The sequence below is a fragment of the Hanstruepera neustonica genome, assembly GCF_002895005.1.
In the GTDB taxonomy this organism is placed as follows: Bacteria; Bacteroidota; Bacteroidia; order Flavobacteriales; family Flavobacteriaceae; genus Hanstruepera; species Hanstruepera neustonica.
Genome location: NZ_POWF01000001.1, coordinates 23,411 through 48,977 on the forward strand (window position 1 = coordinate 23,411; position 25,567 = coordinate 48,977).

The following is a 25,567-nucleotide window of genomic DNA, read 5'->3' on the forward strand; positions in this document are numbered from 1 at the left end:
AAAAGTATGATGCTTTTGGTACTTTAGTATGACCTGTTTTTAAGGCAACCCAGCTACTTTTGACTATCATTTTAAATTAATTCAAATTATGAAAAAAACAGTTTTAAAGTTTGGAAGCTACGGTTTTTTAGTTGGTATTTCATTCTTCCTTTTGGTATTTTTACTAGGTGATAACCTTTCCTATTCCATTCAAGAAGTCATTGGTTATACCTCTATGATAGCCTCTCTATCATTTATCTATTTTGGCATCAAACACTATCGTGACAAAGTTAATAATGGAGTCGTTAGTTTAGGAAAAGCCATTTTAATAGGACTCCTTATTTCTGTTTTTGTTGGAATAGGTGTCGCTATAATTGATTATATCTACACAACTGTTATCAATCCTGATTTTGCGACAGAATATTTAGACAAAACTTTAGCAACTAAGAAAGAAACGCTCTCGCCTGAAGCATATGAAATTGAAAAATTGAAACTTACCGAACAAATGGAAGCCTATGGAGGTTCTGGATTTATGGCATTCATTATGTTTGCAACAGTTATTATGATAGGATTTGTAATATCGATAATTTCAGGGCTAATTCTTCAACGTAAACAATAAAAATTATATATATGACATTAGGAGCATTTTCAATGAGTTTAAGCGTCAAAGATATTCACGCTTCCAAAACGTTTTATGAACACCTAGGGTTTTCTGTTTTTGCAGGAGATATCGAAAAGAATTATCTTATCATGAAAAACGGCAATGCATTGATAGGATTATTTCAAGGCATGTTTGAGCAAAATATTTTGACCTTTAATCCCGGTTGGGATGAAAACGCCACGAAATTAGACTTTTTTGACGATGTCAGAGACATTCAAAAGCACCTCAAGGGGAATAGCATAAAATTGGAAAGAGAAGCAGATGAAAATACCTCTGGACCAGCAAGTATTGTTATGTTTGACCCAGATGGAAATACTATATTAATTGATCAACACGTATAATTATGCAATACAACGCAAAATCAGTAAACGATTATATAAGTCAAGTACCTGAAGACAGACAGGCTGCATTAAAGAAATTACATAAAACCATAAAGAGCAATTTACCTAAAGGCTTTGAAGAAGGTATACAATACAAAATGCCTGCTTTTTATGTACCACACAGCATCTATCCTGATGGCTACCATTGTACTCCTAGCGAACCATTACCATTCATGAGTTATGCTTCACAGAAAAACTCGATAAACTTATACCATAGCGGGATATACGCAAGTCCTGAACTGTATAATTGGTTTGTAAATGAATACCCCAAATACAGTAAGAGAAAATTGGATATGGGTAAAAGTTGTATTCGGTTTAAAAAAGTTGATGACATCCCCTTCGATTTAATTGCTGAATTATGTAAAAAAATGAGTGTTGATGAATGGATTGAGCTCTATGAAACTAACTTAAACAAGAAAAAATGAAAAATCGGGTAACTGGGATTGGTGGTCTATTTTTTAAAACCAAAGACCCAAAAGCAACCAAAGAATGGTACAAAAAACATTTAGGCTTCAACACCGATGATTACGGCTGCACATTTTGGTGGAAAGATAAAGCAGGTAATGATTGCTCGACACAATGGAGTCCGTTTTCTGAAGACACCAAATACTTTGAGCCTTCCAAAAAAGATTTTATGTTCAACTATCGTGTGGAGAATCTAAAGGAATTGTTAGAAATCTTAAAACAAGAAGGGGTGACAGTTGTTGGTGATATGGAAGAATATAGTTATGGGAAATTTGGTTGGATTTTAGACAACGACGGGAACAAAATTGAGCTATGGGAACCCGTTGATAAAGCGTTTCAGTAGTTTATTCTTCCTGCTGTTCAGATATCTTACGTTCTAATTCAGCCTGAAATTCCTCCATAACAGGTTTTACAGTACTTTCAGGCAAATCTGCTATTTTAATGTACATGAGGCCATCTACTGAATTATTAAATAGTGGATCCACATTAAAAGCAACCAACTTGGCATTTTGCTTAATATATTTTTTCAGCAAAACAGGTAACCTTAATGCACCTGGTTCCACTTCATCAATGATTTTGTCAAACTTGTTTAGATCGGCTTCGGCTTCATCAAACACAAAATCCTTATCGGCATCTTTTAACTGAACCTTGAATTCCTTTTTCGGATGTACATATTGAGCCACATATGGGTCATAGTAATGTGACTTCATAAACTCAATCATTAACGATTTTGAAAAATTGGTAAACTGGTTACTAATACTCACGCCGCCAATTAAGTATTTATGTTCTGGATAACGCAAGGTTGTATGAACAATACCTTTCCAAAGTAGGAATAATGGCATAGGTTTTTGTTGGTAATCCTTGATGATAAATGCACGTCCCATTTCTATGGACTGACTCATCATTTTATACAACTCGGGTTCAAACCTAAATAAGTCCTGCAAATAAAATCCATCGATTCCATACCTTGAGAATATTTCAGAACCCAAACCCATTCTATAGGCTCCAGCAATGAGATTTTGGTCACCATCCCATAAAAACATGTGATGATAATAGGTGTCAAAGGCATCTAAATCTATGGCTTCATTGGTTCCTTCTCCTACTTCTCTAAACGTAATTTCACGTAAGCGCCCAATTTCTTGAATAATGTTTGGGATTTTTTTTGCTGGTGCCAGAAACACCTCATAATTTTTACTTTGTAGTAAACGAAAATCACCTTCACGTAAGGCCTCTACCTCTTTAACCATTAATGCCTGGTCAACCTGTCCTACAATTCGCTTAGGAGGTTTAGGCAATTTTAAGGTCGATGAAATATTACTCAACAAATTCCCTTTTTCATCAAATGAGTTGGATAGCATATATGTTTTCTTTCTTAAAAATTCAGAAAACGATTCCAATGACTCATGTTCTTTTTGATCGGCAACAGAAATAGGTTTTCCTATTCTAACCTTAATAGTTCGTCGTTTTTGAGTCAGCAACTCTGAAGGTAATTTAGCAGTTCGGAATGTATCGCTGATTTTTGACAGTTTGTAAAACAGTTGACTGTTCTTTCCATGAAAATAAATTGGCACTATGGGCACTTCGGCTTTGTGAGCCAGTTTCATCGCAGCTTCTTCCCATGGCCTATCAACCAGCAGTTTTCCATCTTTATAAGTTGATACCTCTCCTGCAGGGAAAATCCCCAATGGATGTCCTTCACGTAAATGTAAAATGGCATTCTTAAAACCTGCAATACTAGATTTAGCATCTTTACGATCCTCAAAGGGATTCACAGGCATGATATAAGGTTTTAAGGGTTCTATTCTATGCAGCAGAAAGTTGGCAATAATCTTAAAATCCTTTCGTTGTTCCAACATCAATTTTAGGAGTAAAATACCATCAATCCCTCCTAAAGGATGATTGGAAACCGTAATATAAGCACCATCTTTAGGCAAACGTTTTAAATCCTCTTCGGGAATTTCAAATTTTATTTGAAACTCTTCCAAAATGGCATCCAAAAATTCAAGATCAGACAAATGCTTGGTTCGATTATAAATAGAGTTGAGAGTTGAAATCTTTAAGACTTTCATCAAAATCCACCCAAAAAATGTTCCTATAAAGCCATACTTATCCATCTGAATGGCAGCAGCAACTTCCTTGGCGGTAACTAATCCTTTTTTAGGTTGATTTGTCATGAATACAAATGTAGTTATTTTGTTTATTTAGTTACCATTTGCATAGTCTCTTGTGTTAATTGCTTCAATAGCACCTCTTTGTCTTTTTCCAATTTTTGAATGGCAGCTTCATTATAGTGCCTTATGGTATACAAAGACACGTCTTCGTAGCAATTTACTTTAAATTTCGCTTTTAAATGTTGAAGAAGCTTCTCCAAATTATTGTATCCATTATCAAAACAAACCGAAAAACTAATAGCCGAGTTTTGAATAACATCAACTTTCATTTTGTACATGTGTAACAAGTTGAATATGTCACTAATATTTTCCTCAACGATATAAGAAAAATCCAATGACGATAACGACACCAAAACTTGATTCTTTTTAAGGATGAAGCAGGGTATTTCAGGCTCAATACCTTCTCCTTTAGCAACCACAGTTCCATTATTTTGTGGGTTTAAAAACGATTTGACATGCAAAGGAATTTCCTTTCGTTGCAGTGGTTGCAACGTTTTTGGATGAATCACTGAAGCCCCGTAAAAGGCTAACTCTATCGCTTCACGATAAGATATTTTGTGTAATAATTGGGCGTTTTCAAAGTATCTAGGGTCTGCATTGAGAACACCTGGCACATCTTTCCAGATTGTCACGCTATCGGCATTAAGACAATAAGCAAAAATAGCAGCGGTATAATCACTACCCTCTCTCCCTAAAGTAGTTGTAAAGTTATTGGGATCACTACCCAAAAACCCTTGTGTAATATTCAAACTACTCTTTTTAAAATTTTCAGTAATAAGGCTTTGTGTCTTTTCCCAATCTACATTAGCTCTTCGATAATAATTATCAGTCTTGATGAACTCCCGAACATCCAACCAATTATTCTTTAAACCCATTTCATTTAAAAACTCACTTACAATGGTTGTAGAAACCAACTCACCAAACCCTATAGTTTGATCATAAACATAATTGTAATCTGGCGATTTATTGCGGTCAAAAAATGAAGCCAGTTCATCAAATAAACGAGATACTTTTTTGAAAACAGAATGATTTTCATTTTCAAACAAGTCCAATAAAATGGCATTATGATATTTTTTTACATCCTGAATAGAGCTCTGTAACGCCGATTTATTTTTGAAATAATTATCAATAATAGTTTCAATGGCATTGGTTGTTTTGCCCATGGCAGAAACTACAATCAGCGTTTTTGAATGTCCTGTTTCATTCAATACATTCAATAAATTTCTTACACCTTCAGCATCTTTAACTGATGCTCCACCAAATTTAAATACGCGCATATTACAGGTTTGATAAATACGTTTTTATTGCAGATTCGTTTAAGTGTACCACATCCCAATCACGTTTCACATCTGCTCCTTTTTCTTCATAAAATTTAATAGCGGGTTCGTTCCAATCCAATACTTCCCAACAGATGCGCTTTACGCATAGTTGATTACCATATTTTACAACTTCATCCAAAAGTAATGTCCCTAAACCATTGCCTCGCATGTTTTCACTGACTATCAAATCTTCCAAATGCAATACATTGCCTTTCCAAGTGGAGTATCTTGTATAAACCAAAGCCATTGCTTCAATACGCTCTTCAAACTCAGCAACAAAGCATTGAAAAAGCGGTTGTTCTCCAAACCCATCTTCTTCCAATTCTTTTAATGAAATTTCGACTTCATGAGGCTCTTTTTCAAAAACAGCAAGTTCGGTAATTAATTCCAAAACCCTAGCCATATCGCCTTTATGTGCCTTTCTTACCTTAAATTTCATTTGTAGATTTTACGTCAAAGATAGCTTTTTATCTGATATTTAAATTTCCGAAAACGTTGTAGTTTATCAAAAAATCCGATATTTGCACAAACATCAACATCCTGCATATTTATGTCTCAAAAAAATCAAACTTTAGGTGAATTTATCATTGAAAACCAGGCATCATTCAAATACACCTCAGGGGAGCTTTCCAGATTAATAAACTCTATCCGCCTAGCAGCTAAAGTTGTTAATCATGAAGTAAACAAAGCTGGTTTGGTGGACATTATTGGTGCTGCAGGTGAGACCAATATTCAAGGTGAAGACCAACAAAAGTTAGATGTTTATGCCAATGATAAGTTCATTCAAACCCTCACAAACCGAAATATAGTTTGTGGCATTGCCAGTGAAGAAGAGGATGATTTTATTTCTATAAACAGCCAGGATGAGAACAACAATAACAAGTATGTTGTTTTAATTGACCCATTGGATGGTTCATCTAATATAGATGTAAATGTATCTGTTGGAACTATTTTTTCAGTTTTTAGACGCGTCACCCCAGTGGGAACTCCAGTTACCATTGAAGACTTTTTGCAAAAAGGCAATCAACAGGTTGCAGCTGGTTATGTGGTTTACGGAACCTCAACCATGTTAGTCTATACAACGGGTGCAGGTGTGAATGGTTTTACCTTAAATCCAGCCATTGGCACTTTTTATTTATCACATCCTAATATGCAGTTTCCTGAAAACGGAAAAATTTACTCCGTAAATGAAGGTAATTACATCCATTTCCCTCAAGGCATTAAAAATTATATTAAATATTGCCAAATGGAAGAGGGTGACAGGCCCTACACGTCTCGCTATATTGGATCTTTAGTCTCTGATTTTCATAGAAATATGATTAAAGGCGGTATTTATTTATATCCAAAAAGTTCAAAGGATTCTAATGGTAAGCTTCGTTTATTGTATGAATGCAATCCTATGGCTTTTTTAGCAGAACAGGCTAATGGCAAAGCCAGTGATGGTTTCAACAGGATTTTGGATATTCAACCTGAAGAGCTTCACCAACGGGTACCTTTTATTTGTGGTAGCAGAAATATGGTTGAAAAAGCCGAAGAATTTATGAGAATGGCCCAATAAAAAAATGCGAATCATTGGATTCGCATTTTCAAACTTATGAATAGAACATTATTTGTTCATATTTCTTATCTCTTCAATAAAGGTATCTAAATCAACACCATTACTAACTAATATTAGTGCCTTATCTACTATATACTTCACGTTTTCAGGAGAGAAACCTAAACCAATACCTATTTTACGTAACACCATGCTTTCATGTTCACCGTGAATATGATCGACATGTACCATACGAGCCAAATCATATAGTCGTTCCAAACGTCTGTCATAAGATGTTGGCGGATTAATAGGGTGTGATTGGTAATCCTTTAAAATTTCCTTGTATGTAGTTTCACTGATATCTAAATTTCGTGCCAAACGGTCTAAAAACGCCTTCTCCTCATCAGTAATTATTCCATCATCCATAGCTACCCTAACAATCGCAGCAAAATGATCTTCATTACGTTTTTTAAACCCACTATCAAATAAATCTAAAATTGACATATATTCTTGTTTTGTAAAGTGGTGCAAACTTACATATTTTTCTTTTTTTCTAATAAGAAAAAAACCTTAAAATAAGTTCTCTCTGTCAATTTTTTAAAATTATTATCAACCAGAGTAAATATTACTTTAATAATAGTTTTAATCCCTAAACTAGGGAACAAAATTTTATATTTGCACAAAATAATTTGACTTGAGTAAAACAAACCTCTCGCAAGTATATAATCAGGCTTTGCAGATGCAAAATCTGCGACATGCTATTGCCAAAAATGAAAGTCGAACCCATATTAAAGGACTTGTAGGGTCTTCGGTTTCATTTGTTTTTACGGAACTTTTTAAACAAGCCGAAAAACCATTTTTACTCATATTTAATGACAAAGAAGAGGCTGCCTTTTATCTTAATGATATTGAATTATTATTAAATGACAAAGATGTCCTTTTTTATCCCGGAAGTTACAGACGTCCATATCAAATTGAAGAAACAGATAATGCTAATGTCCTGTTGAGGGCCGAAGTACTTAATCGCATAAATTCAAGAAAAAAACCGGCTATTATTGTAACCTATCCAGATGCCCTTTTTGAGAAGGTTGTTACGAGACGTGAGCTAGAAAAAAACACCTTAAAAATTTCTGTCAACGATCAATTATCTATTGATTTTGTGAATGAGGTCCTATTTGAATACAAGTTCAAACGTGTTGATTTTGTAACCGAACCAGGAGAGTTTTCCGTTCGTGGTGGAATTGTCGATGTATTCTCTTTTTCCCACGATGAGCCTTATCGTATTGAGTTTTTTGGCGATGAAGTTGATAGTATTCGAACATTTGATGTAGAGTCTCAACTGTCGACCAATCAAATCAAGAAAATTAGTATCATTCCAAATGTTGCCAACAAATTTTTGGAAGAAAGTCGTCAAAGCTTCTTAAAGTATATAGCTCAAAAAACAGTTGTCTTTACTAAAAATGCCGAACTACTATTTTCAAGAATAGATGATTTTTATGAAAAAGCAGAGGAAACTTTTAAAAGCCTTTCATCTGAAATAAAACATGCAGAACCTTCAGAATTATTTTGTAATTCCACGTTGTTAAAGCAACAACTAATGGACTTTAACTTGGTTGAATTTGGTCCTTCAAGTGTGTTGACAAATAATACAAATAGCCAACCAGTTGTATTCAATACAACACCACAACCGGCCTTTAATAAGCAATTCAGCCTACTAATTGAAGACCTTAATGTAAATCATGATAAAGGATTCACAAATTATATAGCTTGTGTTAGTGAGCAGCAGGCTAAACGTTTTCACGATATTTTTGATGATGTAGAAGAAAACGTTCATTATAAAACGATTGTTCTATCTCTTTTTCAGGGATTTGTAGATCATGATAATAAAATAACCTGCTATACAGACCATCAAATATTTGAACGATATCACAAATTTCATTTAAAAAATGGCTATGCCAAAAAGCAGGCTATCACTTTGCGTGAATTGACCAATTTGGAAATAGGTGATTATGTAACCCATATCGATCATGGTATTGGTAAGTTTGGTGGACTACAAAAAATTGATGTTGAAGGTAAAAAACAGGAGGCTATTAAATTGGTTTATGGTGAACGCGATGTTTTATATTTAAGCATCCACTCCCTACATAAAATCACCAAGTTTAATGGTAAGGACGGTAAGCCTCCAAAAGTTTATAAGTTAGGCAGTAAAGCATGGAAAAATCTTAAACAAAAAACCAAATCAAGAGTTAAAGAAATTGCCTTTAACCTGATAAAAGTTTACGCCAAACGAAAGTTGAAAAAAGGCTATCAGTACAATCCAGATAGTTATATGCAACATGAATTGGAAGCCTCTTTTTTATATGAAGATACTCCAGACCAAATTACATCGACAACCGATATTAAAGCCGATATGGAAAGTGAGCGCCCTATGGATCGCTTGGTTTGCGGTGATGTCGGTTTTGGTAAAACAGAGGTTGCCATCCGTGCTGCTTTTAAAGCCGTTGATAATGGTAAACAAGTGGCTGTGTTAGTGCCAACAACCATTTTAGCCTATCAACATTCCAGAACATTCAAGGAGCGACTAAAAGATTTTCCAGTAACAGTTGACTACCTCAACCGTTTTAGAACAGCCAAAGAAAAAAGAGAAATTCTTGAAAACCTGGAAAAAGGGACTATTGATATTATCATTGGAACCCATCAGTTAGTGAGTAAAAATGTGAGGTTTAAGGATCTGGGATTATTGATTGTTGATGAAGAACAAAAATTTGGGGTTGCAGTAAAAGAAAAACTCAAAACCATCAAAGAAAATGTTGATGTACTCACATTAACAGCCACACCTATTCCAAGGACTTTACAGTTTAGTCTCATGGCTGCTCGAGATCTTTCTGTTATTACCACACCTCCACCAAATCGCTATCCTATAGAAAGTCATGTCATCCGTTTTAGTGAAGAAACCATTCGAGATGCCATTACTTACGAGATTCAACGTGGCGGACAAGTTTTCTTTATACACAACCGCATAGAAAACATCAAGGAAGTTGCAGGCATGATTCAACGATTGGTACCAGATGCTAAAATTGGTATTGGACATGGTCAGATGGAAGGCAGAAAATTAGAGCATTTAATGTTAGCATTTATTAATGGAGAGTTTGATGTTTTGGTCAGTACAACCATTGTAGAAAGTGGTTTGGATGTTCCGAATGCCAATACTATTTTTATTAATAATGCCAATAATTTTGGCTTGAGTGATTTACATCAAATGCGTGGTCGTGTAGGACGAAGTAATAAAAAGGCGTTTTGTTATTTTATTACACCTGAATACTCTGCTATGACCAACGATGCCAGAAAGCGTATCACCGCTTTAGAACAATTTACTGAATTGGGCAGTGGTTTTAATATTGCCATGAAAGATTTGGAAATTCGTGGTGCTGGTGACTTATTAGGGGGAGAACAAAGTGGGTTCATCAATGATATTGGCTTTGACACCTATCAAAAAATATTAAACGAAGCTATTGAAGAACTTAAGGAAAATGAATTCAAGGATTTATATAAAGATGATGGTAAACCAAAAACCTATGTAAAAGACATAACCATTGACACGGACTTTGAGTTGTTATTCCCAGATGATTATGTCAATAACATTACTGAACGCCTAAATCTTTATACACAACTCAATAATGTTAAAACCGAAGAAGAACTAAGCGCTTTTGAAAGTGAACTCATTGACCGTTTTGGTGAATTACCGATACAAGTAGTTGATCTATTGAACAGCGTTAGAATAAAATGGCTAGCCACTAAAATGGGATTAGAAAAAGTGGTCATGAAAAAAGGCAAGCTTATTGGCTATTTTATTCATGACCAAAAAAGTGCTTTTTATCAAAGTCCGCAGTTCACCAAGGTTCTTCAATTTGTACAAACGCATTCCAATACTTGTAAAATGAAGGAAAAACAAACCAGAAATGGGCTTCGTTTATTATTGACTTTTGAAAATATACCGTCAGTTAAGAAAGCTTTAACGGCTTTAAAACCCATTATGGATTAGTTTTTGTTACATTCGATTAACATCCAATAGAAACATTTGGTATTATGAAAAAATGGCTTTTAATAATTTCGATTCTTCCCCAATTCCTTTTAGCACAACACAGTATCAGAGGCACATTTTCTCCTGCTGAAGAATTTACCTATGCTTTTCTTTATAAAAACACACCCACAGGTGCTGACTATATCGATCGCGCCAAGTTAAAATCCGACGGTTCATTCTCAATTGAAATGGACGAAAATTCAGAATCTGGAATTTATAGAATAGTTTATGCCACACCACCTGAAGACAATAATTTCAATTTTTTCTATGATGGTAAAGAGAATGTTGTTTTGAAATATGATTTAGAAACCGGGTTGACCTTTATTAGCTCCAATGACAATATGCTTTGGGATCGCTATTTATCGGATATCAGTAATATTAATGGACAAATAAGTGACTACTACACATCGGATAATCCTAATCAAAAAACCATTGAATCTATTTTCAAAAATTTAAGCGATACTCAATTAGCTTATGAAGAAGCCGCTAAAAATTCCCAAGTACTAGCGTTTATAAAAAGTAACAGAACCTATATCCCAAGCTCTTTTGAAAATATCAACACCTACTCCCAAAACCTAAAAGAGCACTACTTTGATAACATAGAATTTGATAATCTTTTATTACAATCCTCTGAATTCTTAACCGAACGAGTAATGGCATATATGTATGCTATGCCAGCTGATATCGATTCTTACAATCAGGCTATCGATGATATTGTTATTGCCATTGGAGATAATAGTGTTTCTAAAATGAACATCTTGGAAGCCATTTGGACAAATATGATGGGAGCTGGAAACGATGCAGTTGCCAATTACATTAGCGATTCCTATTTAATGTCATTGGCTATAAAAAACAACAATGAGTTACTCCTGGAAGTTTTACAAGAATATAAGAATACAGCTATTGGTAATAAAGCTGTAGATTTTGAATTCACTTATTTGGTTGATGACAAGCCTATTGAAACCAGCTTATATGAATTGACTGAATCAGATAGATACTTACTTATTTTTTGGAGCAGCACCTGTAGTCATTGTTTGGATGAATTGCCCAAAGTTAAAACATTGATGGATCAATATCCGGAAATTACTGTGATTGCTTATGGTCTTGAAAATAGTGTTAGAAACTGGAAGAAAACCATAGAAAGCTTCCCTAATTTCTTACACACATATGATTTAAGTAAGTGGGAAAGTCCTGTAATTAAAAATTATGCAGTACATGCAACGCCAAGTTTTTTTATACTGGATAAAAATAAAACCATTGTTGCTAAACCTAATGATGTTGAAGAATTACGGACGTTTTTAGAAAACTAAAAATGATAAAAGGCATTTTTTCGGTGTTCAATTTGATACTTCTCACCTTCTTTAACGATAGCAATAATATCAAACCGGACTTCGACCTCCAAATCATTTACGATAATATATTCGTCAACAGCTTTAACAAGATTTTTTATTTGTTTGGGCTTTACAAAATCTTGAGGGTCGCCGAAATTAACAGACGACCGGGCCTTTACTTCAACTATAGCTAGTATATCTTGTTGTTTAGCAATAATATCAACCTCTGCTTTATCAAAACGATAATTCCGTTCAACAATATCATAACCGTTTTGCACTAAGAAATCAACTGCCAATTGCTCCCCTTTTTTTCCTAATTCATTATGCTGCGCCACTATTTATTATTTGAATTATATGTTATAAATATAACCCTAAATAAACTAAAAAAGGCACATTCTAAATGTGCCTTTTTTACAAACTATGTAGATTATTCTATGTCGGTTGATTGTCTCCGTCTCCACCGCCATCATCGTCATCGTCATCATCGTCTGAAGATGTACAAGTTGATAAATCGAATTCAGAATACATCGCCCAGCTGTTACCTGAAAACTCGTTTCCTTCAGCCCAAGCCGTTTCACCTCCAGTAGGCCCTTGAACTTCAGCATGTGCTGCAAAACAATAATTGTCTCCTACTTCGGTAATTGGAATAATGTAAACGACTTCATGGTCGGTTGCAGAATAGGGTTCTGTAAACTCAAAGTGGCCAATCTGTGGATTGCCTGAACCATTTGTTGGAACCCAATCTTCGTCACACACACCAATACTTAAATGAGTGGTTCCTATGGTCCAATCGCCATTAGTGGTATAAGTTACCACCAAATTATCGCCAACTACATCAATAGTTACTGAACCCGCCGAATGATGCTGACCCGCTATTAATTGTGTATATACACAATGTTCACCATTATCACTGTCTGGTGCGTCATTAGATTGTACAATTTGAGTTTGCTTGGGTTTTGCCTTTTTTAATTGGTCATCTTCCAGTTGTTCATTGGTGCAGCCAACAAAAACTAAAAAGCATATAACCACAAGTGTAGTTAATTTTTTCATGATTTTGTAGATTTAGGGTTAAGTCTTGGAAAGGTAATAAGCTTTGCGGAGAACAGCACAAAAAAATCGCTGAACTACATAAAAAAACAATAAATTAAAGTATTTTCTTACGTTATTCGATGAATAACATTAATTGAATAGCCCTTTAGTCAAAAACTACAGTTGACATCTCACTGGTAACTTTTAACTGTACCCTTCTACCTAAAATCAAAGCCCGATTATCCTTTTCATGCCCTGCAGGCATATTAAATGCAATAGGGAATTTATATTCAGACAACGCATCCAAAATCAATTGTTCTACAGAACTTCCCCAAAGGGTTGTGTTTTTACGAAGTTTGCTCATATCGCCTACCAAAACACCTTTGCAGTTATCAAAATAACCTGCACGTTTTAAGCTTTGCAACATGCGATCAATATGGTATTTATACTCACCTATCTCTTCAATAAATAAGATTTTTCCAGAGGTATCTATACTGGTATTCGAGCCCAACATGGTATGCAACATGGTTAAATTGCCGCCAACCAATGGACCAGTAGCTTCACCTACTCGATTATAACTTGACCCTTCTAAAGTATACGTCAATGATTCTCCAAAAATGGCTTTTCTAAAGGTTTCTATGGATTCTGAAATGTCATTTAAATCATCTGTCAAACTGGTACACATTAACGCATGAATGCTCTCAAAACCAGCATTGTGGAATTGATTGTGCAAGGCTGTAATATCACTATAGCCTATTAACCATTTTGGATGTTCTTTGAATTTGGTAAAGTTTAATTTATCTAAAATACGCACCGTTCCATAACCTCCTCTCGCACACCAAATGGCTCTTATACTAGGGTCGTCCATAGCTTTCTGGAAGTCTTCACAGCGTTCAGCGTCCGTTCCCGCAAAATGGTTGTCTTGGCTAAAAACATGTTCTCCTACCAATGCATGCAAACCCCAGCTTTTAAGCAAATCAACAGCTTGTTGTACTTCCTGTTGTCTGTTTTTTAAAATGCCTGATGGCGCAACGATGGCAACTGTATCTCCTGCTTTTAAATAGGGTGGTCGTATCAAAGTTTCTTGTTTTAAGTTGTTAGAATCATCAACTCGTATTTGTTCTTTCTCTCCCAAAAAAAGAAGACAACATAAGCTAATTATTAAGGTGATTTTTGACATATTGTAAATGTACATTTTTTTTCAGAAACGCATGTAAATTGCGTACTTTTGTGGCTTCAGAAAACGATACAAGATGTCAAAACGATATACGATAACTGCAGCATTACCTTACACAAATGGCCCCATTCATATTGGGCATTTAGCCGGTGTATATGTGCCTGCCGATATTTACGCACGCTATTTAAGATTAACAGGTCATGATGTTGCCTTTATTTGTGGTAGTGATGAACATGGTGTACCAATCACCATTAAAGCAAAAAAAGAAGGTGTAACCCCTCAAGATATTGTTGATAAATACCATGCCATCATAAAAAAGTCATTTGAAGATTTTGGGGTATCTTTTGATAACTACTCGCGTACATCAGCTCAAATTCATCACGATACAGCCCAGGAGTTTTTTAAAACCTTGTATGATAAAGGTGAGTTTATTGAAGAGGTCACTGAACAGTTGTATGATGAAGAAGCCAACCAGTTTTTGGCCGATCGCTTTGTAACAGGAACCTGTCCTAAATGCGGTAATGAAGAAGCTTATGGCGACCAATGTGAAAAATGCGGAACCAGTCTGAATGCAACCGATTTGATTAACCCAAAATCAGCCATTACTGGAAACACGCCGACACTTAAAGAGACCAAGCACTGGTTTTTACCATTGGACAAGCATGAGGATTTCCTAAAAGAATGGATTTTAAAGGGTCATAAAAAAGATTGGAAACCCAATGTTTATGGACAAGTAAAATCTTGGATTGATGATGGTTTACGTCCACGTGCAGTAACACGCGATTTGGATTGGGGAATTCCTGTTCCTGTAGAAGGTGGTGAAGGCAAAGTACTTTATGTCTGGTTTGATGCACCCATTGGTTATATTTCGGCAACCAAAGAATGGGCTGAACGCGAAGGAAAAGACTGGGAACCCTACTGGAAAGACAAAGACACCAAGTTGGTTCACTTCATTGGAAAAGATAATATTGTATTTCACTGTATTATTTTCCCAAGCATGCTAAAAGCTGAAGGAACCTATATTTTACCAGATAATGTGCCTGCTAATGAATTTTTGAATTTAGAGGGTAATAAGTTGTCAACTTCAAAAAACTGGGCGGTTTGGTTACCAGAATATTTAGAGGATTTTCCTGATAAACAAGATGTATTGCGCTATGCCTTAACAGCCAATGCACCAGAAACCAAGGATAACGATTTTACCTGGAAAGATTTTCAAGCCCGAAACAATAATGAATTGGTGGCTATATTCGGAAACTTCATCAATCGGGTCGTGGTTTTAACCAACAAATACTACGATGGTGTTGTTCCACAACCATCAGATTATACAAGTGTAGACGAAGAAACACTTGCTGCTGTCAAAGCCTATCCAGACGTTATTGCCAGTTCTATAGAGCGTTACCGCTTTCGGGAAGCTAGTCAGGAACTCATGAATTTAGCTAGACTCGGAAATAAATATCTAGCCGATGAAGAACCGTGGAAAGTAATTAAAGAAGATGAAGCCCGAACCAAAACCATTATGTTTGTGGCATTACAAATTGCTTCAGCCTTGGCTACCTTGAGCGAGCCTCTTTTGCCATTTACTTCAGAAAAATTGAAATCTATACTTTGTCATTCCGCACTTGATGCGGAATCCACATGGAGTACTGTTGCATCAAAAGACATATTACTTCCTGCTAGCCATAAAATTGGTAAAGCAGAATTGCTCTTCAGTAAAATTGAAGATTCTGAAATTGAAAAACAATTAGACAAACTAGAAGCAAGCAAAAAAGCTAATGAAGCTGCCAATAAAGTGGCCGAACCTCAAAAAGAGGAAATTACCTTTGATGATTTTACCAAATTGGACTTGCGTGTAGGCACCATTGTTGAAGCCGAAAAAATGCCGAAAGCCAAAAAGCTTTTAGTCTTAAAAGTTGATACAGGTATTGACACAAGAACCATAGTTTCTGGTATTGCAGAAAGCTTTACAGCCGAAGAAGTTATAGGCAAAAAGGTAACTGTTTTAGTGAATTTAGCACCAAGAGCATTACGTGGCGTGGAAAGCCAAGGTATGATTTTAATGACTGAAAACGCTGAAGGCAAATTGGTGTTCGTAAATCCTGATGCTAATCAAGACGTTGCAAACGGTTTACAGATAAGTTAATGTCGATGTTTGATTATATTATTAAAAACACCAGCTTACCAGAAGTTGGTGTAAAAAACACCATTCAATTACTTAACGATGCCTGTACCATTCCGTTCATTTCACGTTACCGAAAAGAAGCCACAGGCAATCTAGACGAAGTTCAAATTGGCGAAATAGTTAAATTCAAAGAGCAATTTGAAACTTTAGAAAAACGCAAGGCCACTATTTTAAAAGCTTTGGAAGAGCAAGGTGTTCTAACTCCAGAACTTCAACAAAAAGTTGAATCTGCACCTGACCAAACAATATTGGAAGATCTTTATCTGCCTTATAAGAAAAGTCGTAAAACAAAAGCCGATACAGCACGAGAGCAATGTTTAGAACCCTTGGCAAAAATTATCATGAGTCAAAAAACTAATGATTTAGAATCAGTAGCTCATCGTTATATAAAAGGCGATTTAAATTCTGTTGATGATGCTTTGGAAGGTGCCAGACATATTATTGCCGAATGGATTAATGAACGTACCGATGTAAGAAACAATATTCGTTATCAATTAGAACGTTTTGCTACCATTACGACTAAAGTTGTTAAAAAGAGAGAAGCAGAAGACGAGGCTCAAAAATTTCGCGATTATTTTGATTGGAGTGAGTCCTTAAGTCATATTCCTTCACATCGCTTACTGGCTATTTTACGTGCCGAAAACGAAAGTTTTATTCGTGTGAAAATTGAAATTGATGATGATCGTGCTTTAGACAAAATATTTCAGCGTATTATAAAATCTAATAATGCGTGTTCCGACCAAATTGAAATTGCTATAAAAGATGCTTACAAGCGCTTGTTGTTACCGTCATTGAGTAATGAAGCACTTCAAAATGCTAAAGAAAAAGCCGATGAAGCCGCTATTACTGTTTTTGCTAAAAACCTGAAACAATTGTTGTTGGGTTCGCCATTAGGAGAAAAGCGGGTTTTGGCCATTGACCCTGGTTTTAGAACGGGCTGTAAAGTAGTTTGTTTAGATGCGCAAGGACAATTAAAACATAATGAAACTATTTATCCGCACCCACCAAAAAACGATAGCACAGGTGCGATAAAAAAAATAAGCACACTTGCCGAAGCTTATAAAATTGAAGCCATTGCTATTGGTAATGGAACTGCTTCGCGTGAAACAGAAGCACTCATCAGACGTATTCGCTTTAAAAATGATATACAAGTTTTTGTGGTAAGTGAGGCTGGTGCCAGTATTTATTCCGCTTCAAAAATTGCCAGAGATGAGTTTCCAAATTATGATGTTACCGTAAGAGGCGCTGTTTCTATTGGACGGCGTTTACAGGATCCCTTGGCTGAATTGGTGAAAATTGATGCGAAGTCCATTGGCATCGGACAGTATCAACATGATGTTGATCAAACCAAGTTAAAAACCCAACTCGATACTGTTGTTGAAAGTTGTGTGAATGCTGTTGGTGTCAATCTCAATACGGCCAGTAAAAGCTTGTTGAGTTATGTATCTGGAATTGGCCCTAAATTAGCAGAAAACATTGTGAATTATCGCGATGAGCATGGAGCGTTTTCTTCCAGAACCGAATTAAAAAATGTTCCGCGTTTAGGTGATAAAGCTTTTGAGCAAGGTTCAGCATTCTTAAGAATTAAAGATGCTCAAAACCCGTTGGATGATTCTGCTGTGCATCCTGAAAGTTATCATATTGTGAAATCCATCGCAAAAAACGAAGGGAAACGTGTGTCAGAACTTATTGGGAATTCAAGCATTTTAAAAAGCATTGATTTAAAAGTCTATTGTACGGATAGCACAGGATTACCGACACTTCAAGAAATTGTAAAAGAACTGGAAAAACCAGGTTTGGATATCAGAGAACAAGCCAAGGTGTTTACTTTTAATCAGAACATCAAAACCATCAACGATGTTCAGGAAGGACAATTACTTCCTGGTATTGTGAACAACATAACCAATTTTGGTGCTTTTGTTGATATTGGTATTAAAGAAAGTGGTCTAATTCATATATCTAATCTTTCTGATGGTTTTGTAAGCGATGTTAATGCGCATATTAGTTTGCATGAACAGGTGATTGTGAAAGTACTGGAAGTTGATATTCCAAGAAAACGCATTCAATTGAAACTACACAAATAGGGGTCTAATTTAAATTTATTCTATCCCCTGAATTCCTTAACTTTACGTAAAAAGGAAGATATTATGTTATCAAAAAAAATAGAAAAATCCCTAAACGATCAAATTAGAGTTGAAGCTGAATCGTCTCAAATCTATTTGGCTATGGCTTGCTGGGCTGAAGTGAAAGGACTTGAAGGTGTTGCTGGTTTTATGTACTCGCAGTCTGACGAAGAACGAGCGCACATGCTTAAACTAGTTAGATATGTAAACGAACGTGGCGGACATGCGCATGTGTCAGCATTAAAAGCGCCAAACGTCACCTTTATATCATTTAAAGAAATGTTTGAAAAGTTGTTTGAGCATGAAGTCATGGTATCAGAAAGCATTAATGAACTCGTTCATATTGCTTTACAGGAAAAAGATTATTCAACACACAACTTCCTTCAATGGTATGTTAGTGAACAAATTGAGGAAGAAGCCATGGCTCGCACTATTCTTGACAAAATAAACATGATTGGTAATGACAAAGGTGGTTTGTATTTATTTGATAGAGATATTCAGCAATTAACCGTTAGTACGGCAGCTTCAGACAACCCAGAATAATTTTAACAATTAAGTTTATTTAGAATTAATAAAAATAATTATTTTTGCCTTGTATTTCTCAAGTTAACATCCGTTGGGCAAAAAGAAAAAAGAAAAGAAACAGCAAAAAAAAGCTTTAAAAACCTTACACAAAGCAGGTATTATCAATGCCAATAAGGTAAAAAGCAAATGCTGTGAAAAGTATAAAAAAGGTGAACAGAAGCGTTGTGGTAAATGTCCTTGCTTCGATTTATTTCAGAAAGTAGCCTAAATTTTTACAAATCCTGAATTATAATTATTATTCTTAAGCCGAATTCCTACTGGCGTTAATATTTCCGAAAAGCGAACGAGTTACTAATTTTTCAAAAACCTCAATTTCTTCTTTGGCTTCCGGCTTTGCTTTTTGCAGTTCCTGAATTTTCTTGAGTGCATATTGTTGAATAGTTAACAACGGTAACACAATAGACTCGCGAACATCAATTGACGCCTTTCCGGCTGGTTCTTCTTCCATAAGAACCTTATACCCCGTCAGTTTGAGTATGAGGCGTTTTGAGGTTTCATATTCTGCATATATAATTTTCCAAAACTCCCCAAATTCTGGATCATCAGCCATATACTTGGTCAAATCAAAAAATGATTTGGATAAGGACATCATACTATTTTCAATTAAGGTTTTGAAAAAACTGGAACTCTGATACAATTGTTTTACTTTATCAAATGTTCCTGAATCTTCATAGTGTTTCAGTGCTGTACCAACGCCGAAAAACCCAGGAACGTTTTGTTTTAACTGGCTCCAACTTCCTACAAAGGGTATGGCTCTCAAATCAGAAAACACCAGTTCAGACGATTTTCCTCGTTTTGATGGACGACTCCCAATATTGGTTTTAGCATAATATTTTAAAGTACTCATACGCTCTAAATAGGGCAAGAACATGCTATGACTTTTGAAATCTGAATAGGCCTTGTAGCTTCTTTCAGCCAAATCATTAATTATTTTTCTATTTTCAGGTGACATGGCCAAATTACTTTCGTTCAGGCGATTGTAAATACCGGAACTAATTAATTGCTCCAAATTGTATTGTGAAGAATCCAACGTACCAAAATTGGAGCTAATGGTTTGCCCTTGAATGGTCAACTGCACCTCCTTATCTTCAATCGTAGGGCCTAGCGATGCATAAAACTGATGTGTCTTACCGCCACCACGAGCTGGTGGTCCTCCACGACCATCGAAGAAAATAACCGTTACGTCATACTTTCTAGATACTTCGGTCAGGCGTTCTTTAGCTCGATAGATACCCCAATTAGCCATAAGATAACCACCATCTTTAGTACCGTCCGAAAATCCTAACATGATAGTTTGTTTGTTACCACGCTTCTTTAAATGAGCAGCATAATTTGGATTTGTATACAACTCTTCCATCACTTGAGGCGCATTTTCCAAATCTTCAATAGTTTCAAATAAAGGCGCAATATCAACGGTTAAATCATCATGAAAGGCCACTAATTTAAGCATGGCAAACAATTGCATGACATTTAAAGTTGTTTGATTATTACTAATAATATATCGGTTTGCAGCGCGCTCACCATTGGTGTCTTGAATGGTTTTTATAACTTTAATTGTCTGTAACGTTTTTAAAACATCGTCATCATCAAAAAGGTTTAGGTCTATTTTGCCTTTAATTTTGGATAGCACTGCAACTTGTTCTTTTTGGGTAAGGTCATGGTAATTTTTCGGAAAAATATTACTACCATGAGCAATTAAGCTATCAACCATGCTGGTAAATACGGCATCATGCGCGCGACTATCCTGACGAATATCTAATGCAGCAAAATGAAACCCGAACAAATGCACTTTGTTGATGAGACTAGAGACATCAGAAACGAACAATGACTGATGTTTATCTATTAATTCCGTTTTTATCTCCTGAAGCTCTTCTTTAAATTTGGATAGCGTCAGGACATTATCCATATTGGAACCAAAGCTTATGGCATATAATTTTTGCTCTAATAAGGTAATACGATCTTCGATACCTTTAAAAGTCAAACGTCTTTTCAGTTTTCTGACATCACGATAGTAATTTTTTAAAATGGTTTGTTTTAATCTCGTCGCTACTTTTAGAGTAATCTCTGGTGTTACATAAGGATTACCATCACGATCGCCTCCTGGCCAAAAACCAATATTTATAATATCGTTTTCAATGAACTCGTCATCAAAAATATTTTGTTGGATGTAGTCAAAAATGCTTCCAAAGGACTTGTAAAATACTTTTTCCAAATACCATATTAAACTCACGGCCTCGTCATAAGGCGTTGGTTTTTTATGCTTAAAGAAAGGCGTTTTACCTAATTGAGCCAACAGGTCGTTTATTTTAAGTAAGTCATTTGTTTTTATAGCATTATCCAAATCGGTAATAATACCCAAAACAGCACCAGGATAAAACTGGGTTGGATGCGCTGTCAATACAATGCGAACCTTAAAAGCCTTAAGATAATTACGTAATTGTTCCATTTTACCTTCTGAAGCAGCCGTTTCCTTTAAACTTCGTAAGGTTCCAATACCATCCATGTTATTGACTATAGGAAAGGCAGCATCTTCAATGGCATCAAATAAAACCACTTGACGTTCGATATATTGGATAAATCGAAACAATAAATTAATTTGACTTTCAGCCGAACGTCTGGCTTGATATTTTTTAAAAAACGTTTCAACTATGGTCGTAGGATTATCTCCCTGTTTAAATCCCAATTCACACGTTTCATGAAAAAGTGGTAATAAAGCTCCAGTCTTCGTAACCGAATCGAACGGAAGCGTCATAAAAATACTATTGTATATCTGAAATTTAGACAGCACATTTTGCTTAAAACGAACTAATTTTGGTGACGTTGGCATGACCTTGTTTTTCATAAAAATACTAAAGGATTTTCAAAAATGTAAGGCTTCTCAAAAGATTTACGAATAATTCAACCATAAACTGTTTTAAATAAAAAAAGAGCCTTGATAAGGCTCTTTTTTTTGGAATGCTCTAGAAGTTTTACTTTCCTAACATGAGCAATTCACTGCAAATTATCTCGGTCATGTAGCGTTTATTACCATCTTTATCTTCCCAAGATCGATTTGTCAATTTCCCTTCTACAGCTATTTCCTGACCTTTGGTAATATAGTTTTCAACCACTTTTACCAACCCACCCTTCACAACGATATTATGCCTCGTTGCTTACTACTTTTGTTAGCCTTATTAATATTAAAACCACAAATTTCTGGTAATGTGCTTCTTTTTAAATCTTTTTATTTACTTTTGTTAACCATATGGTTAAACTTAATGGTTAAATTATGGCAAAACATAAAGACAATAAAACTGAAGAACAAATATTAGAAGCAGCACAAAAAATATTTCAATCTAAAGGAATGGATGGTGCCAGAATGCAAGAAATTGCCGACAAAGCAAGCATCAATAAGGCAATGTTACATTATTACTACAGAAGCAAGCAACTCTTGTTCGAGGCTGTATTTAAAAAGGCCTTCTCTTTATTAGCACCACAGCTCAATGCTATTCTTAATGATGACTCTTCATTAGAAGATAAAATCAAAAAGTTTACACACAATTATATTAGTTTTATTATAAAACACCCTTATTTGCCAAACTTCATTATTCAGGAACTTAATAGAAATCCAAAATTCATTGAGAAAATAAAGAAAAATGTTGCTTTTCCGAACATTGATAAATTTAAACTTCAAGTAAAAAATGAAGTGAAAACTGGCAATATTGTTCCAATAAATGCCGAACAATTGTTCATTAACATACTGTCCTTAAATATATTTCCTTTTGTAGCCTCTCCATTAATTAAAGCATTTACAAATGTTGATGACAAGGCGTACAAAATGTTATTGGAAGCTCGAAAGAAAGAAGTATCTGATTTCATTATTAATGCCATAAAAAAATAAGCTTATGAAAGCCATATATCTATTCGGACTCTTTTTTCTAACAACGATTTTTGGTTATACCCAAAACACCATTAGTCTAAATGAATGTTATGAAGGTTTGAAAACAAATTACCCTCTCGTTAAACAACGTGCTATTTTAGAGCAACAAAAGGAAGTTGAACTTTCGGCTATTAGAGCAAAGACATTGCCACAGCTTAATCTTAATGCCCAGGCGACCTATCAGAGTGATGTTACAGAGGTTCCTTTGCCAAACACTGGCATAGAACCCTTGAACAATGATCAATATCGAGCTACCCTTACGGCTAACCAATTGATTTTTAATGGCGGAAAAATTAAAGCGTCACAAGGTTTGCAAAATATTATTACCGACAGAAAGCAACAAGAGGTTGAAGTCAATGTGTATCAGCTAAAGCAGCGTGTAAACCAATTATATTTTTCAATTCTTTTGATTGATGAGCAAAGAGCATTGCTGAATATTAGGGAACAGCAATTGAACAGTAAGCTAAATGAAGTAAAATCGGGAATAAAAAATGGTGTGTTATTGCCTACTTCTGATAAAGTCATTGAAGCTGAATTGTTGAAAATTTTTCAACAAAATCAAGAAGCAACCAACAATAGATCAAAGTTGATTGCATCCATATCTTCATTGATTGGGTTGCCCATTTCAGTTGAAACGGTGTTTCAAAAGCCCTTGATTTCAATAAATGCAAGTTCAGAATTAAACAGACCAGAATTAGGATTGTACGGTCTGCAAAAACAAGAAATACAACAACAACAAAACATACTATCCAAATCATTGGTTCCTGAACTCAATGGTTTTGCAACCGGTGGTTATGGTAATCCGGGATTGAATATGTTGGAAAATGATTTTACCTCATACTACATCGTTGGTTTAAAGTTAAACTGGAATGTATTTGACTGGAATGGCAATAAAAAGCAAAGACAGGCACTGGATTATTCAAAAGAATTAATAAATAATCAAGAGGAGGTTTTTAAACTGAATACCAACACTGCTTTGAATGAGCAACTTAAAGAAATTGAAACGCTTGAAAGCAGCATTGAAATTGATGAACAGCTTATTGACTTACAACAGGAAGTTGTGAACACTTCGGAATCCCAACTAAAGAATGGCATAATCACCACCTCTGAATATATTACAGAACTCACCAAATTATACGAAGCAGAAAATTTATTCAACCAACATAAAACACAATTGGAATTAGCCAAAGCCAATTACAATACCCTAAAAGGAGACTCAAAATAAAAGAACAATGAAAAACATAAGAACAATACTAATTGCCCTAACCATAACAATGCTTTTATCCGCTTGCAATGACAACGATAGTAAAGCCGATGGCTATGGTAATTTTGAAGCTACTGAAATCACCATTTCGGCAGAAAATAATGGAAAGCTTATTCAGTTTAACTTAAACGAAGGTGATGTGCTACAAAAAGAACAGTTAATTGGTTATATAGACACCATCGCACTTACATTAAAACGGGAACAGTTACAGGTTTCAAAAGCAGTAATTGGTTCAAAATCTAAAGGTGTTTTATCACAAATTGCCGTTTTAAATTCAAAATTAAAAACAGCTAACACCAACAAAACTAGAGTAGAAAATTTAATAAAAGACAACGCAGGCACGCAAAAACAATTGGATGATGTGGTTGGTGAAATAGATGTGATTAAAAACCAAATAAGAAGTGTAGAAATACAGAATGCACCAGTTGTTAACGAGTTGAAATCTATTGATGTCCAAATCAAACAAGTTGATGACCAAATTCAAAAAAGCAAAATCATTAATCCAATAAACGGAACGGTTTTATCTAAATATGCTGAATCCAATGAGATTGTATCTTTTGGAAAACCACTCTATAAGATTGCCGATTTATCGACTATGGAACTACGGGTTTATGTAAGCGAAACCCAATTGGCGAATATTTCCATAGGGGAAAATGTAAGTGTCAAAATCGATGACCAAGATGGAATGAAAACCTATGACGGAAAAGTTAGCTGGATAGCCTCGGAAGCGGAATTTACCCCAAAAATTATTCAAACCAAAGAAGAACGTGTTGCCTTGGTCTATGCGGTAAAGGTGCAAGTAAAAAATGATGGTAGTTTAAAAATTGGAATGCCAGCTGAAATGTGGTTAAACACAAAATCAAATCAATAAATATTAAACTAGAAATTATGAATAAAATAATAATCATACTCATTGCAGCATCACTGCTTTTTACAGGTTGTAAAGACCAACCCAAAGAAAGTAATTCAACAAAGGAAAATGAAGCAGAACTTACGGAACAACATACTGAAAGAAAAGCATTTGGTAATGACTGGATGCAAGAAATAAAAATGAATAATGGGGTTAAATGGACTGCGAATCCTGAAACAAATGAAGGTGTAGTTAGAATGCAATCCGTATTAACAACTAGTAACCCAAAAGAACTGAAAGATTATCATATGGTTGCCAATGTACTGAATGATGAGAAAAACTTTGTTGTAAAAGAGTGTACTATGAAAGGACCTTCGCACGACAATCTGCACGTATGGTTGCACCCACTAATAGAAAAAATTGATGCCTTAAAAGAAGTGAAAACTTTGGAAGAAGCACAGGATATTTATAAGAGCATTGAGGAAAATGTAAATGCTTATGACTATTATTTCGAATAAAT

Annotated in this window: 23 protein-coding genes and 1 pseudogene; 15 read left to right on the plus strand and 9 right to left on the minus strand. The window is 35.1% G+C overall.

Annotation, left to right across the window (positions count from 1 at the left end):
• The first annotated feature begins 88 nt into the window (after positions 1-88).
• The 4 genes from C1T31_RS00125 to C1T31_RS00140 are packed head-to-tail and all read left to right on the plus strand — an operon-like array spanning position 89 to position 1,828.
• Positions 89-598: a DUF4199 domain-containing protein gene (locus tag C1T31_RS00125; RefSeq protein ID WP_103050443.1), complete on the plus strand. Its 510-nt coding sequence runs from the start codon at positions 89-91 to the stop codon at positions 596-598.
• A gap of 11 nt (positions 599-609) precedes the next feature.
• Positions 610-981, plus strand: coding sequence for a VOC family protein (locus C1T31_RS00130; protein WP_103050444.1), 372 nt, complete (start codon positions 610-612; stop codon positions 979-981).
• Positions 982-983: 2 nt separating this feature from the next.
• A complete protein-coding gene (locus tag C1T31_RS00135) occupies positions 984-1,445 on the plus strand; it encodes an iron chaperone (RefSeq protein WP_103050445.1) in 462 nt (153 codons plus the stop codon).
• Positions 1,442-1,828 (plus strand): VOC family protein, encoded by a 387-nt coding sequence (locus tag C1T31_RS00140; protein ID WP_103050446.1) that lies wholly within the window; start codon positions 1,442-1,444, stop codon positions 1,826-1,828. The genes C1T31_RS00135 and C1T31_RS00140 overlap by 4 nt, the downstream gene beginning before the upstream one ends.
• A 1-nt stretch (position 1,829) precedes the next feature.
• Here C1T31_RS00140 and C1T31_RS00145 read toward each other — a convergent pair whose 3' ends face one another.
• From C1T31_RS00145 to C1T31_RS00155, 3 genes are read right to left on the minus strand one after another with little or no spacing between them, the layout of a single operon-like run.
• Positions 1,830-3,659, minus strand: coding sequence for a GNAT family N-acyltransferase (locus C1T31_RS00145; RefSeq protein WP_103050447.1), 1,830 nt, complete (start codon positions 3,657-3,659; stop codon positions 1,830-1,832).
• Between the two features lie 23 nt (positions 3,660-3,682).
• Entirely contained in the window at positions 3,683-4,933 is a 1,251-nt protein-coding gene (locus tag C1T31_RS00150) for an aspartate kinase (protein ID WP_103050448.1), read from the minus strand.
• 1 nt (position 4,934) lies between these two features.
• Positions 4,935-5,414: a GNAT family N-acetyltransferase gene (locus C1T31_RS00155; protein ID WP_103050449.1), complete on the minus strand. Its 480-nt coding sequence runs from the start codon at positions 5,412-5,414 to the stop codon at positions 4,935-4,937.
• Positions 5,415-5,525: 111 nt separating this feature from the next.
• Between C1T31_RS00155 and fbp the strand changes: the two genes are divergently transcribed.
• Positions 5,526-6,533, plus strand: a complete 1,008-nt coding sequence (gene fbp / locus C1T31_RS00160; protein ID WP_103050450.1) for a class 1 fructose-bisphosphatase — start codon at positions 5,526-5,528, stop codon at positions 6,531-6,533.
• A 48-nt stretch (positions 6,534-6,581) separates the two neighbouring features.
• On the opposite strand, the gene C1T31_RS00165 is transcribed toward fbp, so the two are convergent.
• Positions 6,582-7,013, minus strand: a complete 432-nt coding sequence (locus C1T31_RS00165) for a fructose 1,6-bisphosphatase (protein ID WP_103050451.1) — start codon at positions 7,011-7,013, stop codon at positions 6,582-6,584.
• Positions 7,014-7,203: 190 nt separating this feature from the next.
• Between C1T31_RS00165 and mfd the strand changes: the two genes are divergently transcribed.
• A complete protein-coding gene (mfd, locus tag C1T31_RS00170) occupies positions 7,204-10,551 on the plus strand; it encodes a transcription-repair coupling factor (protein ID WP_103050452.1) in 3,348 nt (1,115 codons plus the stop codon).
• Positions 10,552-10,595: 44 nt separating this feature from the next.
• Positions 10,596-11,900 (plus strand): TlpA family protein disulfide reductase, encoded by a 1,305-nt coding sequence (locus C1T31_RS00175; RefSeq protein WP_103050453.1) that lies wholly within the window; start codon positions 10,596-10,598, stop codon positions 11,898-11,900.
• Here the strand turns inward: C1T31_RS00175 and C1T31_RS00180 are convergent.
• From C1T31_RS00180 to C1T31_RS00190, 3 genes are all read right to left on the minus strand, one after another.
• A complete protein-coding gene (locus tag C1T31_RS00180) occupies positions 11,897-12,256 on the minus strand; it encodes a YraN family protein (protein WP_103050454.1) in 360 nt (119 codons plus the stop codon). The two genes, C1T31_RS00175 and C1T31_RS00180, sit on opposite strands and share 4 nt — an antisense overlap.
• A 97-nt stretch (positions 12,257-12,353) precedes the next feature.
• Positions 12,354-12,971 (minus strand): hypothetical protein, encoded by a 618-nt coding sequence (locus C1T31_RS00185; RefSeq protein WP_103050455.1) that lies wholly within the window; start codon positions 12,969-12,971, stop codon positions 12,354-12,356.
• A 145-nt stretch (positions 12,972-13,116) separates the two neighbouring features.
• Positions 13,117-14,130, minus strand: a complete 1,014-nt coding sequence (locus C1T31_RS00190; protein WP_103051263.1) for a S66 peptidase family protein — start codon at positions 14,128-14,130, stop codon at positions 13,117-13,119.
• Positions 14,131-14,203: 73 nt separating this feature from the next.
• On the opposite strand from C1T31_RS00190, the gene metG reads away from it, so the two are divergent.
• From metG to C1T31_RS14010, 4 genes are all read left to right on the plus strand, one after another.
• Positions 14,204-16,267 carry a methionine--tRNA ligase gene (metG, locus tag C1T31_RS00195; RefSeq protein WP_103050456.1) on the plus strand — a complete coding sequence of 688 codons (2,064 nt, stop codon included), beginning with the start codon at positions 14,204-14,206 and terminating at the stop codon, positions 16,265-16,267.
• 5 nt (positions 16,268-16,272) lie between these two features.
• The gene (locus C1T31_RS00200; protein ID WP_103051264.1) at positions 16,273-18,390 is read left to right on the plus strand and encodes a Tex family protein; all 2,118 of its coding nucleotides are present in this window, start codon (positions 16,273-16,275) and stop codon (positions 18,388-18,390) included.
• 63 nt (positions 18,391-18,453) lie between these two features.
• Positions 18,454-18,972, plus strand: coding sequence for a ferritin (locus C1T31_RS00205; protein WP_103050457.1), 519 nt, complete (start codon positions 18,454-18,456; stop codon positions 18,970-18,972).
• Between the two features lie 73 nt (positions 18,973-19,045).
• On the plus strand, positions 19,046-19,222 hold the full coding sequence (locus C1T31_RS14010; RefSeq protein WP_165780052.1) for a hypothetical protein: 177 nt from the start codon (positions 19,046-19,048) through the stop codon (positions 19,220-19,222).
• 33 nt (positions 19,223-19,255) lie between these two features.
• Here the strand turns inward: C1T31_RS14010 and C1T31_RS00210 are convergent, their stop codons facing one another.
• Together C1T31_RS00210 and C1T31_RS00215 are read right to left on the minus strand one after the other, a co-directional pair.
• A complete protein-coding gene (locus tag C1T31_RS00210; protein WP_103051265.1) occupies positions 19,256-21,841 on the minus strand; it encodes a phosphoenolpyruvate carboxylase in 2,586 nt (861 codons plus the stop codon).
• Between the two features lie 142 nt (positions 21,842-21,983).
• Positions 21,984-22,157: pseudogene (locus C1T31_RS00215) on the minus strand (single-stranded DNA-binding protein); the annotation flags it as partial.
• 125 nt (positions 22,158-22,282) lie between these two features.
• On the opposite strand from C1T31_RS00215, the gene C1T31_RS00220 reads away from it, so the two are divergent.
• The 4 genes from C1T31_RS00220 to C1T31_RS00235 are packed head-to-tail and all read left to right on the plus strand — an operon-like array spanning position 22,283 to position 25,565.
• Positions 22,283-22,894, plus strand: coding sequence for a TetR/AcrR family transcriptional regulator (locus tag C1T31_RS00220; RefSeq protein WP_103050459.1), 612 nt, complete (start codon positions 22,283-22,285; stop codon positions 22,892-22,894).
• Between the two features lie 4 nt (positions 22,895-22,898).
• Positions 22,899-24,158 (plus strand): TolC family protein, encoded by a 1,260-nt coding sequence (locus C1T31_RS00225; RefSeq protein WP_103050460.1) that lies wholly within the window; start codon positions 22,899-22,901, stop codon positions 24,156-24,158.
• A gap of 7 nt (positions 24,159-24,165) precedes the next feature.
• Positions 24,166-25,068, plus strand: a complete 903-nt coding sequence (locus tag C1T31_RS00230) for an HlyD family secretion protein (RefSeq protein WP_103050461.1) — start codon at positions 24,166-24,168, stop codon at positions 25,066-25,068.
• Between the two features lie 17 nt (positions 25,069-25,085).
• Complete coding sequence (locus tag C1T31_RS00235; RefSeq protein WP_103051266.1) at positions 25,086-25,565, plus strand: hypothetical protein; 480 nt, start codon at positions 25,086-25,088, stop codon at positions 25,563-25,565.
• The last annotated feature ends 2 nt before the right edge of the window (positions 25,566-25,567 follow it).